Origin of the sequence: Phycicoccus sp. Soil748, from assembly GCF_001428025.1 — a bacterium.
GTDB lineage: Bacteria > Actinomycetota > Actinomycetes > Actinomycetales > Dermatophilaceae > Pedococcus.
Genome location: NZ_LMSC01000006.1, coordinates 557,451 through 572,345, shown reverse-complemented (window position 1 = coordinate 572,345; position 14,895 = coordinate 557,451). Strand labels below are relative to the sequence as shown.

Here is a 14,895-nt window from a genome sequence, read left to right as displayed (position 1 = left end):
TCCCACGTCATCCCCTCAGATCGAGGAGTCGCACTCCCTCAACCAACCTGCCAGGTCAGTACACCTAGCCGGACCGGTGGCCCGTCCGGCCGTCCACGCCGCTCGCCGTCACGACGAGGAGGGGTGTGGGGCGCGCCGGCCGGTCGGCCCGAACCGCCGGAGAAGACAACCCACGACGAGCAGCCCGAGGCCGAAGACGCCGAGGAGCAGGTCGTTCGCACCGGTGGCGGCGAGCTCTGGCGCTGCAGGTGCTGCGGTGGCTGGGGCGACGGGCCTCACGGGGCTGGTCCTCGTGCCGGGCCCAGGGCGCACCACCGCAACCGCGGGGAGGATGCGGACGCGCACGGCGTCCTCGACCTGGGTGGTCGCCGTCGGGTTCCACCTCGCCGACATCGTGAACGACTTCCCGGCAGCCCCGGGCAGCGCCTCGAGCCGGAAGCTGTACGTCGTGCTGCTTCCGGGAGGCACGGTCCCGCCCGCACCGCACTGGTAGGAGGCAGGGTCGGTGCCGCAGGTGGGTGGCAGGGAGACCCAGCGGAACAGCTCCTCGCCACCGCCCGGTCCCGAGTCGCTCATGGTGACCGAGCCCCGGAAGTCGTCGCCCACCGGGACGTCACCATCGTTCCGCAGGCGCACGACGACCGTGAACACCTGGCCCTCCCGCGCCGTGGCTGGTGCCGTCACGTCCACGTGCGCCTCGAGCGGCACCACGGTCACTGTCGCCGTGGCCACGTCGTCACCGGGGTCGGAGTCGCCCGGCACCGGGTCGACCGTGGCCGTGAGGACGAGGACCTGGCCCGGTGTCATGGCCCGGTCCACCGTCACCCGCATCTGCGGCCTGGCGCCCTCGGCAGGGCTGGTGCAGTGCACCGTGCGTGTCGCGGCGGAGACGGTGCACTGACCGTTCGATGCCTCGACCGCCAGGCCTCGGGGGTAGGTGACGCTGAAGCCGAGGTCAGCCCCGGCAGGCGGGGTGCCAGTCACGACGTAGCTGGGGGTGAGCAGGACCCAGCTGCCGGGCGGGACCTGCGCCGCGGGGGTGTCGAAGCTCAGGCCGGTGTCGAAGTCGGCCGCCTGGGCTGCCGCCGGCGCCTGCACCGCCATCGGCCGCGCCGAGGCGGGTCTCGCCGGCGAAGGTCGGGTCTCTGGCGACGGCTCGGCGGACGCCGAGCCCTGGCCCAGCACCAGCACGGCGCACGCGATCGTCGCTGCCCCTGGGAACCGCACTGCTCGCCCCATCGCGAACACCCCTCCGCCGTGCGCCGGCCCTTCACTGCGCGACGCTGGCGTCACCGTACTCCCGCGGCGCAAGCCCTGTATGCCCGTTGCCGTCCGTCCTCGCCGCCCCGACTCGGGCCTTGCGTGGTCCGCAGGCTCGGGTTGTCAGGCGCGGGCGCTCGGCAGGGTGAGGACCTCGACGCCGTCCTCGGTGATGGCGACGGTGTGCTCGCTGTGGGCGGTCCGGCAGCCGGTGGCGCTGCGCAGGGTCCAGCCGTCGGCGTCGGTGGTGAGTGCCGCGGTGTCGGCCATCACCCACGGCTCAAGGGCCAGCAGCAGCCCGGGGCGCAGGACATAGCCGCGGCCGGGCCGGCCGGTGTTGGGGACGTGCGGGTCCTGGTGCATCGTCGACCCGACGCCGTGGCCACCGAACTCGGTGTTCACGGAGTACCCGGCCGAGCCGAGGACGGAGCCGATGGCGTGGGAGACGTCGCCGAGGCGGGCACCCGGCCCGGCCGCGGCGATGCCGGCCTGCAGCGCACGCTCGGTGGCGGCGATGAGCGCCTCGTCCTCCGCCGACCCGGCGCCGCCCACGACGAAGCTGATCGCCGAGTCGGCGACGACACCGTCCAGGGACACCGCGAGGTCGAGGGACAGCAGGTCACCGTCGGCCAGCACCTCGTCGTGGGGCAGCCCGTGCAGGACGGCGTCGTTGAGCGACGTGCAGATGTAGTGGCCGAACGGCCCGCGCCCGAACGACGGCTCGTAGTCGACGTAGCAGGACTCCGCCCCGGCGGCGAGCATCATGTCCCGCGCCCACCGGTCGATGTCGAGCAGGTTGGTGCCGGCGACGCTGCGCGACCGCAGTGACGCCAGGATGTCGGCGACCAGGGCACCGGTCGCCCGCGCCCGGTCCACCTCGGTCGGGTCGAGGATCTCGATCACGCGGTGCGCTCCGACCCGGTCCCGGCACCCGCACCCGGACCGCCGTCGACGGCTTCGTCGGCGACGACGGTGCCCTGGTGGTGGCGCACCTGCCAGCGACCGCCGCTGCGCACCCACACCGAGCTGCGGTGCGCGCGGCGCGAGGGCGTGACGGAGTCGTAGGTGACCAGGACGACGCCGGGTGCCAGGCCGCTGGCGACGAGCTGCTCGGCACGGATGTCGACCGGCCCGGAGGCCGCCTCGTCCTCCATCATCTGCAGGATCGACTCGCGGTCCCAGACGACGCCCGACGCACCGAACTCGTGGAAGTCCTCGTGCAGCAGGAGGCCTGCGCTCAGGCGGTCACCGCGCACGGCTCCCGTCAGCAGGGCCCGCTCGCAGTCGGTGACGATCGCCAGGTCGTCGTCGGTCGGCATACCTGTCGTGGAGGTGGGCACTCAGCTGGCCTTCTTCGCGGTCTTCTTGGCGGCGGTCTTCTTCGCCGTGGTCGTCTTGGCGGTCGCCTTCTTGGCAGCCGGCTTCTCCTCCGTGGTCGACTCGCCGCGGGCGGCCTTGGCCTTGTCGACGGACTTCTTCAGCGCCGCGAGCAGGTCGACGACCTCGCCGGACTCGTCCTTGGACTCCTCGGCCACCTGCACCTCGCCGCCTTCGACCTTCGCCTTGACCAGGGACTGCAGCGCGAGGGCGTAGTCGTCCTCGTAGTCGTCGGGCTCGTAGTCGCCGGCCAGCTGCTCGATGAGGAGGTCGGCCATCGCGAGCTCCTGCTTGGTGGCCTTGCCGTCGTCGTCGAGGTGGGCGAAGTCGGGCTTGCGGATCTCGTCGGGCCACAGCATCGTCTGCATGACGATGACGCCTTCCCTCACCCGCAGCACCGCCATCGTCATGCGGGTGCGGATCGAGACGGAGACCACCGCCATGCGGTTCTCCTTCTCGAGCGCGTCACGCAGCAGCACGTAGGGCTTGGTGGAGGCCTTGTCGGGCTCGAGGTAGTAGCACTTGTCGAGCAGCATCGGGTCGATCTGGTCGGCCGGAACGAACTTCTCGACCGAGATCTCCTTGGAGCTGCGCGACGGCAGGTCCTTGAAGTCCTCGTCGGTCAGGACGACCATGTCGCCGTCCTCGGTCTCGTAGCCCTTCGCGATGTCGTCGTAGGACACGACCTCACCGTCGATGCTGCAGATCCGCTGGTACTTGATGCGGCCGCCGTCCTCACGGTGCACCTGGCGGAACTGGACGTCGTGGTTCTCGGTGGCGGAGTACAGCCGGATCGGTACGTTGACCAGCCCGAACGACACCGCTCCCTTCCAGATGGCTCGCATACCACCGATCTTGGCCCATACCGCGGGGTGGACGCCACGCGCACGGCTCACGAATGCCGAGGAGGCGCTCACCAGTACTGCGCGCAGGACTCAGGAACGCTGCCGGTCAGGACTCAGGAACACTGCCGGTCAGGGCTCAGGAACGCTGACCGTCGGGCCGCGCCAGCCACAGCAGCGCGGCCGCCGGCAGCACAGCCACCGCACCGACGTAGCCCGGGGAGCCGTAGCCGTGGGGAGCCACGACACAGGCGAACGCAGCCCAGGCCAGGGCCGCCGCCACGAGCCGGTCCCACCACACCGCGCGCGACACGGCCGCGAGGCCCAGGGCTGCGACCGCGGCAAGCCCGAGACCCGCCACGTCGTACCGCAGCTCCGCCATGCTGCCCACCGAGGTCATCGCCGACGCGTCGAGCCGAGTGATCGTCGCCACCCACGGCGCACAGACGAGCGCGGACAGCACGGCCAGCGCCGCCACGAGAGGGCGGACCGGCCACGGGTCGCGCCACAGACGCGCGCGGTCCGGCGACAGCGCCAGCCACGGACCGACCCAGAGCACCAGCGACACGGCGTACCGCGCCATGAGCTCGGGGAGGGAGGCGTGGTCCTGCGGCGCGACCAGGTCGTCCACGAACCAGACGACCTGTCCGAGCACCAGGGCCCGGACCGCGAGGACGCTGCGCCCGCGGGTCACCAGCACCACCAGGGCCGGACCCAGGGTCAGCATCTTGAACGCGGCGGCCCCCAGCGCGCCGAACGTCAGGGCATGGGGGTCGGGAAGGCGGTGGAGGACGACCATGGCGGTGCCGAACGAGGCCATGACCAGAGCCCATGCGGACAGCAGTGTGTAGAGGAGGCAGAGCACGAGGACGCGGACGCGTCCCCACGTGGACGCCGTCGTCGCTGCGGACGGGACTGCGAGAGGGGCGGACATGAGGACCTCCTTGGGTTGGCCGGTGTTGCCTCTCGAGGCTGCCGGGCCACGGGATCCGCGTCGTCCGCCGGCGCGGCCGAACTGCGTCTCCATCGGGTACGCGGGGTCGTCCTCGGGCAGGACGGCACTCGTCCCGCAGGACGACGCGGTGGTGACGGGACGGGCCTACCGTGGACGCATGTGGTGGGAGGCCGGGCGTCTCCGGGAGCTGGGTCGTGGACCCTTCACGGTCCTCGACGTGGCCCCTCCCTTGGCGCTCCTGCTCTGGGCCCAGGTCGACATCTGGACCGCGGACGTCGTGGTCGGTTCTCGCGAGGTGATGGCCGCCGCGCTGGTGGTGACCGCTACGACTCTCGTCACGCGCCGCCGGATCCCCTTCGCGGCGCTGTGCGTGACCGGTGGGTCGATCCTCGTGCCGGCGGCGTTGGGGACGACGATCGCCTCGGCCCCCGCGGTGTTCCTGCTCGTGCTCGCGGTCTTCGCCGCCGGCCGCCACGGCTCGGCGCGCCTGTCCTTGGTCGCCCTGCCGCTCGCGGTGGGCTGCGCACTCCTCGGCGGGGCCGCCAGCCCCCGCGAGACCCTCGCGTCGACGTGGCCCTGGAGCCTCAACATGGTCTGGATCTGGGGGCTCGGGTGGTGGCTGCGGGAAGCCGACCGGAGGGTCGAGGCCACCCAGCGGCAGTCGCGGGCGGACGCCCGGGCCGTCGCCGCCGAGGAACGGCTCCGCGTGGCCAGAGACCTGCACGACGTGCTCGCGCACAGCCTCTCGATCATCGTGGTCCAGGCCGAGGTCGCCGACGAGCTCCTCACCCGCGACCCCACGGCCGCCAAACGGGCGATCGGCAACATCCAGCGCACCGGCCGGTCCGCCCTGGACGAGACCCGCGGGGTCCTGGGCCTGCTGCGGCGGCCCGAGGTCGTGTCGCACGCCGGGCTCGCAGACCTCCCCGGTCTCGTGGAGGTGTTCCGGTCCGCAGGCCTGCCGGTCACCCTCGACACCCAACCCGGCCTGAGGCTCTCCACCGACGCCGAGGCGGGGGTCTTCCGGATGGTGCAGGAGGCCCTCACGAACTCGCTCCGCCACTCCGGCGCCCAAGCCACGTCCGTCCGCCTCGCCCTGGCCGCCGACGGCGTCAGCGTCCAGGTCGACAACGCGGGCACGACGGGGGCCACGGACCGCGAGGCACCAGCGGCCCGAGCGTCACGGGATACGCATGGCCCAGTCGCCGCATCCCTCAACGGCGGCCCTCGGGGGCGCGGCGGCGGGGCCGGGCACGGCCTCGAAGGCATGCGCGAGCGCATCGAGGCCTGCGGTGGGCGACTGGAGTCCGGACCCCTGCCCGACGGCGGTTTCCGGGTGCGCGCAGAGCTGCCCGGCTCGGTGCTCCTGCGATGATCCGGCTCGTCGTCGTCGACGACCAGGAGCTGGTGCGCGATGGTTTCGCGCTCATCCTCGACGCCCAGGACGACATCGAAGTGGTGGGCACGGCGGCCGACGGTGCCAGTGCCGTCGCCCTCTGTCGCGCGGAGCAGCCCGACGTGGCGCTCATGGACCTGAGGATGCCGGTGCTCGACGGGATCGAGGCGACCCGCAGGGTGGTCGTGCAGTGTCCGGGCGTCCGGGTCCTCGTGCTGACCACCTTCGACGACGACGAGAACGTCGTCCGGGCCCTTCGTGCCGGCGCCAGCGGCTTCCTCCTCAAGGACACCCCGCGGGCCGCCCTCGTGGCGTCGGTGCGGGCGGTCGCCGAGGGCGAGACCATGCTCGACGCCGCGGTCCTGCGCAGGTTGGTGTCAGGGCACCTGCGCGCACCCGGCCCCGCGCACGCGGCGGCCCTGGCCCGGCTGACGGGCCGGGAGTCGGAGGTGATGCGCTGTGTCGCGCAGGGGCAGACCAACGCGGAGATCGCCGCCGCGCTGCACATCTCGGAGACCACCGTGAAGACGCACGTGGCCCGCCTGCTGGCCAAGTGGGGCGCGCGGGACCGGGTCGCCCTCGTCGTCCTGGCCCACGAGGCCGGACTCGTGCCGTGAGGTGCGTCCGATCCCCTTCCGGTCTCACGCCACGCTGACACAATGCGGGCATGCGCCCCATGCTGGCCACTGCGGCCACCGCCATCCCCCACGGCGGGGACTGGGTGCACGAGGTGAAGTGGGACGGCATGCGGGTGCTCGCCGACATCCGCGACGGGCACCTCACCCTGACCTCCCGCGCCGGCAACGACGTCACGGCGAGCTACCCCGAGCTGGCACCCCTGGCCGACCTCTACGACGACATGCTGCTCGACGGTGAGGTGGTGGCCCTGGACGGCGGTCGCCCCTCCTTCGGGGCGCTCGCCGACCGGATGCACGTGAAGGACCGCCGCAAGGCGGAGCGCCTGTCGGCCGTGCGACCGGTCACGCTGATGGTGTTCGACCTGCTGCGGCTGTACGGCGCCGAACTCACCTCCCAGCCGCTGTCGGCGCGACGCGAGCTGCTCGAGCGGCTCGACCTCACCGGCCGCCACTGGCAGGTCCCGCCCGTCTACGACGACGGCGAGGAGCTGTTTGCCGCGACCCGTGAGCAGGGGCTCGAGGGCGTCGTGAGCAAGCGGCTCTCCGCGCCGTACCTGCCCGGACGGCGGTCCACCGACTGGCTGAAGTCACCGCACCGCACCACGGTGTCGGCCGTCGTCGGCGGCTGGCGGCCGGAGACCGGGACCACCGACCGCCTCGGCGCCGTCCTGCTCGGCATCGCCACGCCACAGGGCTGGAGGTATGCCGGGCGGATGGGTTCGGGGATCGCGGGCAAGGCTCAGCGCGAGCTGGCCGAGCTGCTGCGGCCGCTGGCGCGCGACACCGCACCCTTCGACACACCAGTCCCCCGCATCGACGCCGAGCGCGCCTTCTGGGTGGAGCCGCGCGTGGTCGTCGAGGCCCGCACCCTGGAGGTGACGCGCGACGGGCGGCTGCGGCAGCCCGCCTACCTCGGCGTGCGCACCGACCTCACCCCCGAGGACCTGCTGGCCGACGCCCGGGCGGAGGTCTCCGGTGAGTGAGAGCACCTCGGTCGTCGTCGAAGGCCGCAAGCTGAAGCTGACGAGCCTCGACAAGCTGCTCTTCCCCTCGACCGAGACGACCAAGGGCGAGGTGCTCAACTACTACGCGCAGGTCGCCGACGTGCTGCTGCCCCAGCTCGCCTCCCGGCCACTGACCCGGGTGCGCTGGCCCCATGGCACCGGCGACCAGAGCTTCTTCGAGAAGAACCTGCCGTCGGGGGCGCCGTCCTGGCTGCCCCGGGTCAAGGTCGACGACGTGACCTACCCCGTCGTGGAGGACCTCGCCCAGCTGACCTACCTGGTCAACCTCAACTCGATCGAGCTGCACGTGCCGCAGTGGAAGGTCGATGAGGACGGCGCGCGCCTGCACCCGGACCGGCTCGTCATCGACCTCGACCCCGGCACCGGGGCCGGCCTGCACGAGTGCGCCCGGGTCGCCGTCATGGTCCGCGACCGCCTCGGCGAGCTGGGTCTGGACCTGTTCCCCGTCACCAGCGGCAGCAAGGGCATGCAGCTGTACGCCGCCCTGCCGGGCGACCTGACGTCGGACCAGACCCGCGACCTCGCCCAGCAGCTGGCGCAGGAGCTGACCAAGAAGCATCCCGACCTCGTGGTCTGGAAGATGACCAAGTCGCTGCGCCCCGGCAAGGTGTTCCTCGACTGGAGCCAGAACGTCGCGGCCAAGACGACGATCTGCCCCTACTCGCTGCGCGGCAAGGAGACCCCGACGGTCGCGGCGCCCCGCACCTGGGACGAGGTCGAGGCCGGCGCCGAGGGCAGGAAGCTCGAGCAGCTGATGTTCGACGACGTGCTCGACCGGCTCGACGCCGACGGCGACCTGGTCGCCGACCTTCTCTGACCGGTGCCGGCGGAGCGCTCTGCTGCGCGTTCAGCTGGTGCCGAGGACGGCTTCGTAGGAGTACAGGTCGGCCCCGTTGCCTCGGCGCGTGAACCCCGCTCGTTCGAGGGTCCTCTGCGAGGCGATGTTGGCCCGGTCGGTATCGGCCGCGACGCGGTCAACACTGTGATCGGTCGCCACGCTGAGGAGGGCAGCCACGGCCTCGGCGGCGTAGCCGTTGCCCCTCGCCGAGGGGGTCAGGCCGTAGCCGATCTCGACGCTCCCACCGTCGGGTCCTCCTTTGAAGCCGATTCCTCCGATGGCCCGTCCGTCCGAGGCCCGGGTGATCCGGTAGAAGCCAAATGGGCGCTGCTCACCGCCATCCGCCGTACGGCGGAGGTAGGCAGCGACGGAGATGACGTCGCCTTCCTGCGGGAAGTCCGCCGCCCACAGGTCGTCGTCGCCCGCACTGCGCGAGATGATGCGTTCGCCCTCCGCGACGTCGACGGGGTGGAGGACCAGCCGTGGCGTGAACAGATCGGTCATGCGGCCAGCCAAGCGACGCCGGCTCGCCCACGCAAACGAAATAGCCGGGACGGCGCCCACGCGCGACCACGGAAGGGAACCGCCCGTGGGACCTGCGCCGGTGTCCTGCGCTCAGCGGCGGCGCAGGCGTGGGCAGCCGGCGCACTCGTGGGTGCCGGGCACGGCGTACAGGTAGCAGCACGAGGCCCGCTCGACCGGTCCGCGCCCGCGCAGCCTGGCCAACGCCATCGCCCACAGGTCGTCGACCATCGCCAGCCGCTGGTGCCGGCCGATCTTGACCCCGGGGTGGTAGCCCGCGGCGAGCTCCCGTCCGGCGTCGAGGTAGGCGTCCCTGGCCGCCGCCAGCCGGCGACCCGGGTCGTCGACGACCTCGCCGGCCGAGCGCAGCTGCAAGGTCGTCGGGTAGGCGGCGGTGGGCTCCACCGCGAAGCTCAGGCCGGCCGTGCGCGGGTCGAGCACCCACGGACCGGACAGCGCCGCCGCGGCGCCGAGGGTGGCCGGCAGCTCGAGGCACCACTGCAGGACGAAGGCCGCCGGCATCGCCGGCGGCGGAGGTGTGCCGTAGTACCGACCGGTCGCGCGGGCGAACGCCGCCCGCCACTCGGCCGTCGGGTCGCCATCGAGCGGTGCCATCAGCGAGGTCCACACCATCGGGAGGTCGGAGACTTCTCCGGATGCGGCGCCGAGACGCCACACAAGGTGCGGTCGAATGGCGCGCACCAGGGCGCCGAGGGAATCCTCCATCACGTTCGCCCAGGTCAACGACGCGGCCGGTGACATTCACGGGAAGCACCCGAAATGCCACCCGCCGGACCGTGGAGGGAGATGGTTCAGTGCGCCTTGTCGTAGGCGGCCTGGATCTCGGCCGAAATACGACCGCGCTCACTCACCTTGTGGCCATTCTGGCGAGCCCATTCGCGCACGTCCGCGAGGTCGCGCTTTCCTGCGGACGAGCGGGCGGAAGAGCCGCCACGTGAGGTGGAGCCGCGACGCCCACCGGAGCGGCGGCCGTGCCCGACGTAGGGCGCGAGGGCGTCTCGCAGGGCAGCGGCGTTGGCGCTGCTGAGGTCGATCTCGTAGCTGACGCCGTCGAGGGCGAAGGTCACGGTCTCGTCGGCGGGTCCGCCGTCGAGGTCGTCATCGAGGACGATGTTGACGCGCTGGGCCATCGGAATTCCTTTCGGACAATGTGCGGGGTGCCATCAAAGTATTGGTTCGGGCGCCCCCGCGCAAAGAGGTCCGTTCAGCCGTTTTTGTGGTCGGCCTCAGAATTCGTGGAATTGTCGCTGTTTTCTTCGTCGTGCTGGGTGTGGGCGGCATCCCATTGCGAATGTGCGAGGCGTTCTTTGCGGTCGCCCTCCATCATGTTCTTGATGACGACCCAGAAGAGCACGCCGACGCCTGCCGACGGGATCAGCGCCGCGACGTAGGGCCAGATCCCGCTCACCGGGTGGCCTCCGGCTTCAGGTGCGGGAAGAGGATCGTCTCGCGGATGTTGGCGCCGGTGAACAGCATGACGAGGCGGTCGATGCCGAGGCCGAGCCCGCCCATGGGCGGCGCGCCGTACTCCAGCGCCCGGAGGAAGTCCTCGTCGAGCTGCATCGCCTCGGGGTCGCCACCGGCCGCCTTGAGCGACTGCTCCTCCAGGACGCGGCGCTGGATGACGGGGTCGACGAGCTCGGAGAACGCGGTGCCACGCTCGACGCCCGCGATGATGAGGTCCCAGGCCTCGATGAGGTGCTCGGGGTCGTCGCGGTGCGGCCGGGCGAGCGGCTGGGCGTGCGGCGGGTAGTCGCACAGGAACGTCGGCTGGAGCAGGTGGGGCTCGACCAGCTCGCCGAGCAGCTCGGTGACGATCTTGGAGGCCTCCCACGCCGGGTCGACCTCGACGTCGTGGCGCGCCGCGATCGCCCGCAGGGTGCCTGCATCGGTGTCGGGGGTGATGGTCTCGCCCACCGCCTCGCTCACGCCCTGGTAGACCGGCAGCCAGCGCCACTCGCCGTCGAGGTCGACGACGCCCTTCGGGGTCTCCACCTGGCGGCTGCCGACGGCGTCGGCCGCGGCGAGGAACATCGCGCGCATGAGCTCGGCCATCGTGCGCTGGTCGCCGTAGGCCTCGTACGCCTCGAGCATCGTGAACTCGGGGCTGTGGGTGGAGTCGACGCCCTCGTTGCGGAAGATGCGGCCGATCTCGAAGACCTTGTCCACGCCACCCACGACGGCCTTCTTGAGGTTGAGCTCCAGCGCGATGCGCAGCGTCATGGGCTGGTCGAAGGCGTTGAGGTGGGTGTGGAACGGCCGGGCCGTGGCCCCGCCGTGGATCAGCTGGAGGACGGGGGTCTCGATCTCGAGGTAGCCGCTCTCCTCCAGCGTCGTCCGGACCGCCTTGACGATGGCGGCGCGGGTGCGCACCATGTCGCGGGCCTCCTGCCGCACGATGAGGTCGGCGTAGCGCTGGCGCACCCGCGACTCCTCGGACAGGTCCTTGTGCATGACCGGCATCGGGCGCAGCGCCTTGGAGGCCATCTCCCACCGGCTCGCCATCACCGAGAGCTCGCCGCGGCGGGAGGAGATGACGCGGCCCTCGACGAAGACGTGGTCACCGAGGTCGACGGTGCTCTTCCACTCGGCGAGCGCCTCCTCGCCGACCTCGGCCAGGCTGAGCATGACCTGCAGGCGGGTGCCGATGCCCTCCTGGAGGGTCGCGAACGCGAGCTTGCCGGTGTTGCGGATGAAGATGACGCGGCCGGCGACCCCGACGACGTCCTGGGTCTCCTCGCCGGTCTCCAGGTTCCCCCACTGCTCGCGGACCGCGGCGAGGGTGTGGGTGCGCGCCACCGAGACCGGGAACGCCTGCTTGCCCTCGGCGAGCAGGCGGTCGCGCTTGTCCCGGCGGACCTGCATCTGCTCGGGCAGGTCGGCCTCGGGCAGGGCGTCCGTCGGGTTCGCGGTGGTCACGGTGGGGGTTTCACTCACCCGCAAAGGGTACCCAGCGGCACACCGCGCCCTCGCATCGCGCCTGCCCGGCAACGGGCGGGTCAGCCGACGAGGTCGAGGGCGAGGTCGAGGATCGGCGAGGAGTGGGTGAGGCCGCCGACGCTGAGGTAGTCGACGCCGGTGAGGGCGTAGTCGCGGGCCACGTCGAGCGTCAGCCCGCCGGTCGCCTCGAGCTCGACGGCCTCGCCGGTCGCGCGGACCGCCTCGACCGTCTGGCGCAGCAGCTCCACGGACATGTTGTCGCACAGCAGGAACCGGGCGCCGACGCCGACCGACTCCAGCGCCTCCTCGGTGGTGGTGACCTCCACCTGCACCGGCACGTCGGGGTACTTGGCCCGCACCGCGGAGTACGCCGCCGCCAGCGAGCCGGCCGCGAGCTTGTGGTTGTCCTTGATCATGGCCACGTCGTGGAGGCCCATCCGCTTGTTGGTGCCCCCGCCGGCGCGGACGGCGTACTTCTCCAGCGCGCGGAGGCCGGGCGTGGTCTTGCGGGTGTCGAGGACGGTGGCGCCGGTGCCCTCGAGCCGCTCGGCCCACTGCCGCGTGTGGGTGGCGATGCCGGACAGGCGGCACAGGATGTTGAGCATCGTGCGCTCGCCGACGAGCACGACCTGCGTCGACCCCTCCAGGGTGGCGACCACGTCGCCGCGGACGAGCCCGTCGCCGTCGGCCCGCTCGAGCGTGGCGCGGACCGGCTCGACGCCGAGCCGACGGGCGACCTCGTCGAAGACCAGCGGGACGACGGGTATGCCGCCGAGCACGCCGTCGGCGCGCGCCACGACGTGTGCCCTGCTCACCTGCTCGGGAGGAATGGTGGCCGAGGTGGTGACGTCGACCCCGTCGGGGCCGCCGAGGTCCTCGTCGAGGGCGGTGCGGACGACGGCGAGCGCGGCATCCTCGGGGAAGTGCAGGTCGGTCATGCGAGGTCCTGTTCGGGGACGGGTTCGAAGGAGGTGGTGACCGTGCCGTCCGCGCCACGGACGAGGTGCGTGTGGCCGCGCCAGTCCGGGTCGACGAGCTCGGGGTGGTCGGAGCGGACGTGCCCGCCACGGGTCTCCTCGCGCAGCGTCGCGGCGAGGGTGAGCACCTGCCCGACGTGCAGGAGGTTGGTCGTCTCCCACGACTCGGGTCCGGGCTCCTCCGACGTCGCCGCAGCGGCCAGCTCCACGAGGGTTGCCGCGGTCTGCGCCAGCGACCCGGCGGAGCGCACCGCCCCGGCGCCGGCCGTCATGGCGGCCTGCACCTGCACCCGGGCCGACCCGTCCAGCAGTGCAGTGCCTGCCGGAGCGGGCGCCGGCTCGACCGGTGGGAGCTCGCCGGCGGCCAGTCGCGCGCTGATGTCATCGGCGATGCGGTGGGCGAAGACCAGGCCCTCGAGCAGGGAGTTGGACGCGAGCCGGTTGGCGCCGTGGACCCCCGTGCAGGACACCTCTCCACAGGCGTAGAGGCCGTCGAGGGAGGACCTGCCCTCGAGGTCGGTGCGCACTCCCCCGCTCGCGTAGTGCTGGGCCGGGGCCACGGGCAGCAGGTCGACCGCCGGGTCGAAGCCCAGCTCGCGGCACCGCGCCACGATCGAGGGGAACCGCTGCTCGAGGAACTCGCGGCCGAGGTGGCGGGCGTCGAGGAACACGTGCTGCTCCCCCGTCTCGTGCATCCGGTCGACGATGGCGCGGGACACCACGTCCCGGGGGGCGAGGTCGGCCAGCGGGTGCCGGCCCTGCATGAACCGCACCCCGTCGCGGTCGACCAGGAACGCACCCTCGCCGCGTACCGCCTCGGAGATCAGCGGCTGCTGCCCACTGGACCCCTCGCCCAGCCACAGCACCGTGGGGTGGAACTGGACGAACTCGACGTCGGTGAGCACCGCCCCTGCGCGCAGGGCTGCCGCGAGGCCGTCCCCGGTCGCCACGGAGGGGTTCGTCGTCGCGGAGTAGACCTGCCCCAGGCCGCCGGTGGCGAGCACGACGGCGCGGGCCAGGGCCGCTCCGACGCCGTCGATCTGGCCCTCGCCGATGACGTGGAGGGTCACGCCGCACACCCGCTCGTCGACGTCCTGGAGCAGGTCGACGACGAGGGCGTGCTCGATCACCTCGATGCCGGGGTCGTCCTGCACGGCGTGCAGGGCGGCGATGAGGGCGCGGGAGATCTCCTTGCCCGTCGCGTCGCCGCCGGCGTGGGCGATGCGGTCACGGTGGTGGCCGCCCTCGCGGGTGAGCCTCAGCTCACCCTCCTCGTCGAGGTCGAACTCGGCGCCGAGCGCCACGAGCTCGCGCACCCGCTCGGGCCCCTCGTGGACGAGGGCGGTGACGGCGGGGACGTCGCAGATCCCGCACCCTGCGACGAGGGTGTCGTGCAAGTGCTCCTGCGGGGAGTCGGCCGGGTCGAGCGCCGCGGCGATCCCGCCCTGCGCCCACTGGGTCGACCCCTCGCTGAGGACCGTCTTGGTGACCAGCAGCACCCGGTCGACGCGCTGGCGCAGCCGCAGCGCGGTGGTGAGCCCGGCGATGCCCGAGCCCACGACCACCACGTCGGCCGACGTGGTCCAGCCCGGTTCACCGGAGACCAGCCAGCGCGGGACGGCCAGCGGCGGACCGAGCGCCTGGTCGCCCGACGGGCGGTCAGCCCCCGGGCGGTCAGCCGACATGGGCGTGTCTGGTCACGGCGGAGGTGCGCAGCCCGAACCCGTCCGGCACGTCGCCCGGGTCGTCGCCGACCTCGACGACCCGGTTGTCCCGGTCCACGAAGACGACCCGCGGCTCGCGGGTGCGGGCCTCCTCCTCGTCCATGGCGGCGTACGCGATGACGATGACGAGGTCGCCGGGCGAGATGAGGCGGGCGGCCGCGCCGTTGATGCAGACGATGCCCGAACCGCGCTCGCCCTCGATGGCGTAGGTCGTGAGCCGGTTGCCGTTGTCGACGTCGACGACGTCCACCTGCTCGCCCGGCAGCAGGCCTGCCGCGTCCATGAGGTCGCGGTCCAGGGTGAGGGAGCCGACGTAGTGCAGGTCGGCCTGCGTCACCGTGGCGCGGTGGATCTTGGCGTGGAGCATGAAGCGCTGCATG

17 protein-coding genes are annotated in these 14,895 nt (G+C 72.4%); 4 read left to right on the top strand and 13 right to left on the bottom strand.

Annotated features, from left to right (window positions below):
- Positions 1-108: 108 nt before the first annotated feature.
- The 5 genes from ASG70_RS07675 to ASG70_RS07655 form a co-directional block, all read right to left on the bottom strand.
- Positions 109-1,104, bottom strand: a complete 996-nt coding sequence (locus ASG70_RS07675) for a hypothetical protein (RefSeq protein ID WP_056883211.1) — start codon at positions 1,102-1,104, stop codon at positions 109-111.
- 279 nt (positions 1,105-1,383) lie between these two features.
- Positions 1,384-2,163 (bottom strand): type I methionyl aminopeptidase, encoded by a 780-nt coding sequence (gene map, locus ASG70_RS07670; protein ID WP_056883210.1) that lies wholly within the window; start codon positions 2,161-2,163, stop codon positions 1,384-1,386.
- Entirely contained in the window at positions 2,160-2,600 is a 441-nt protein-coding gene (locus ASG70_RS07665; RefSeq protein ID WP_200949215.1) for a DUF4440 domain-containing protein, read from the bottom strand. Before ASG70_RS07665 ends, map begins: the two co-directional genes overlap by 4 nt.
- Entirely contained in the window at positions 2,601-3,482 is an 882-nt protein-coding gene (locus ASG70_RS07660) for a Ku protein (protein ID WP_056883208.1), read from the bottom strand. It lies immediately after the preceding gene.
- A gap of 136 nt (positions 3,483-3,618) precedes the next feature.
- Positions 3,619-4,413, bottom strand: a complete 795-nt coding sequence (locus ASG70_RS07655) for a hypothetical protein (protein WP_056883207.1) — start codon at positions 4,411-4,413, stop codon at positions 3,619-3,621.
- 238 nt (positions 4,414-4,651) lie between these two features.
- On the opposite strand from ASG70_RS07655, the gene ASG70_RS07650 reads away from it, so the two are divergent.
- Genes ASG70_RS07650 through ligD (ASG70_RS07635) form a run of 4 tightly spaced genes read left to right on the top strand, consistent with a single transcriptional unit; the run spans position 4,652 to position 8,310 of the window.
- Positions 4,652-5,809: a sensor histidine kinase gene (locus tag ASG70_RS07650; protein ID WP_162253897.1), complete on the top strand. Its 1,158-nt coding sequence runs from the start codon at positions 4,652-4,654 to the stop codon at positions 5,807-5,809.
- Positions 5,806-6,447 carry a response regulator transcription factor gene (locus ASG70_RS07645; RefSeq protein WP_056883205.1) on the top strand — a complete coding sequence of 214 codons (642 nt, stop codon included), beginning with the start codon at positions 5,806-5,808 and terminating at the stop codon, positions 6,445-6,447. Before ASG70_RS07650 ends, ASG70_RS07645 begins: the two co-directional genes overlap by 4 nt.
- 50 nt (positions 6,448-6,497) lie before the next feature.
- Complete coding sequence (ligD, locus tag ASG70_RS07640; protein ID WP_056883204.1) at positions 6,498-7,451, top strand: non-homologous end-joining DNA ligase; 954 nt, start codon at positions 6,498-6,500, stop codon at positions 7,449-7,451.
- On the top strand, positions 7,444-8,310 hold the full coding sequence (gene ligD / locus ASG70_RS07635; RefSeq protein ID WP_056883203.1) for a non-homologous end-joining DNA ligase: 867 nt from the start codon (positions 7,444-7,446) through the stop codon (positions 8,308-8,310). The genes ligD (ASG70_RS07640) and ligD (ASG70_RS07635) overlap by 8 nt, the downstream gene beginning before the upstream one ends.
- 30 nt (positions 8,311-8,340) lie before the next feature.
- Here ligD (ASG70_RS07635) and ASG70_RS07630 read toward each other — a convergent pair whose 3' ends face one another.
- The 8 genes from ASG70_RS07630 to panD all read right to left on the bottom strand — a co-directional run bounded on the left by ASG70_RS07630 (position 8,341) and on the right by panD (position 14,894).
- Positions 8,341-8,835, bottom strand: coding sequence for a GNAT family N-acetyltransferase (locus ASG70_RS07630; RefSeq protein ID WP_056883202.1), 495 nt, complete (start codon positions 8,833-8,835; stop codon positions 8,341-8,343).
- A gap of 111 nt (positions 8,836-8,946) precedes the next feature.
- Positions 8,947-9,468, bottom strand: a complete 522-nt coding sequence (locus tag ASG70_RS07625; protein ID WP_156399876.1) for a (2Fe-2S)-binding protein — start codon at positions 9,466-9,468, stop codon at positions 8,947-8,949.
- Between the two features lie 197 nt (positions 9,469-9,665).
- The gene (locus ASG70_RS07620; RefSeq protein ID WP_056883200.1) at positions 9,666-10,004 is read right to left on the bottom strand and encodes an Lsr2 family protein; all 339 of its coding nucleotides are present in this window, start codon (positions 10,002-10,004) and stop codon (positions 9,666-9,668) included.
- Between the two features lie 74 nt (positions 10,005-10,078).
- Positions 10,079-10,282 (bottom strand): hypothetical protein, encoded by a 204-nt coding sequence (locus tag ASG70_RS07615; protein ID WP_056883199.1) that lies wholly within the window; start codon positions 10,280-10,282, stop codon positions 10,079-10,081.
- Positions 10,279-11,739: a lysine--tRNA ligase gene (gene lysS / locus ASG70_RS07610; RefSeq protein WP_082590317.1), complete on the bottom strand. Its 1,461-nt coding sequence runs from the start codon at positions 11,737-11,739 to the stop codon at positions 10,279-10,281. The genes ASG70_RS07615 and lysS overlap by 4 nt, the downstream gene beginning before the upstream one ends.
- A gap of 134 nt (positions 11,740-11,873) precedes the next feature.
- Positions 11,874-12,752, bottom strand: coding sequence for a carboxylating nicotinate-nucleotide diphosphorylase (gene nadC / locus ASG70_RS19250; RefSeq protein WP_056883197.1), 879 nt, complete (start codon positions 12,750-12,752; stop codon positions 11,874-11,876).
- Positions 12,749-14,476, bottom strand: coding sequence for an L-aspartate oxidase (locus tag ASG70_RS07600; protein WP_056883196.1), 1,728 nt, complete (start codon positions 14,474-14,476; stop codon positions 12,749-12,751). Before ASG70_RS07600 ends, nadC begins: the two co-directional genes overlap by 4 nt.
- Positions 14,466-14,894 (bottom strand): aspartate 1-decarboxylase, encoded by a 429-nt coding sequence (panD, locus tag ASG70_RS07595; RefSeq protein WP_056883195.1) that lies wholly within the window; start codon positions 14,892-14,894, stop codon positions 14,466-14,468. The genes ASG70_RS07600 and panD overlap by 11 nt, the downstream gene beginning before the upstream one ends.
- Position 14,895: the final 1 nt, after the last annotated feature.

What these genes read in the sequence shown, in the direction of transcription:
- ASG70_RS07675 (WP_056883211.1), bottom strand. Translation starts at nt 1,104, where the DNA reads ATGGCGGTGCAGGCGCCGGCGGCAGCCCAGGCGGCCGACTTCGACACC.
- ASG70_RS07660 (WP_056883208.1), bottom strand. Translation starts at nt 3,482, where the DNA reads ATGCGAGCCATCTGGAAGGGAGCGGTGTCGTTCGGGCTGGTCAACGTA.
- ASG70_RS07655 (WP_056883207.1), bottom strand. Translation starts at nt 4,413, where the DNA reads ATGTCCGCCCCTCTCGCAGTCCCGTCCGCAGCGACGACGGCGTCCACG.
- ASG70_RS07645 (WP_056883205.1), top strand. Translation starts at nt 5,806, where the DNA reads ATGATCCGGCTCGTCGTCGTCGACGACCAGGAGCTGGTGCGCGATGGT.
- ligD (WP_056883204.1), top strand. Translation starts at nt 6,498, where the DNA reads ATGCGCCCCATGCTGGCCACTGCGGCCACCGCCATCCCCCACGGCGGG.
- ASG70_RS07630 (WP_056883202.1), bottom strand. Translation starts at nt 8,835, where the DNA reads ATGACCGATCTGTTCACGCCACGGCTGGTCCTCCACCCCGTCGACGTC.
- ASG70_RS07625 (WP_156399876.1), bottom strand. Translation starts at nt 9,468, where the DNA reads ATGGCACCGCTCGATGGCGACCCGACGGCCGAGTGGCGGGCGGCGTTC.
- ASG70_RS07620 (WP_056883200.1), bottom strand. Translation starts at nt 10,004, where the DNA reads ATGGCCCAGCGCGTCAACATCGTCCTCGATGACGACCTCGACGGCGGA.
- lysS (WP_082590317.1), bottom strand. Translation starts at nt 11,739, where the DNA reads ATGCAGGTCCGCCGGGACAAGCGCGACCGCCTGCTCGCCGAGGGCAAG.
- nadC (WP_056883197.1), bottom strand. Translation starts at nt 12,752, where the DNA reads ATGACCGACCTGCACTTCCCCGAGGATGCCGCGCTCGCCGTCGTCCGC.
- ASG70_RS07600 (WP_056883196.1), bottom strand. Translation starts at nt 14,476, where the DNA reads ATGTCGGCTGACCGCCCGGGGGCTGACCGCCCGTCGGGCGACCAGGCG.
- panD (WP_056883195.1), bottom strand. Translation starts at nt 14,894, where the DNA reads ATGCAGCGCTTCATGCTCCACGCCAAGATCCACCGCGCCACGGTGACG.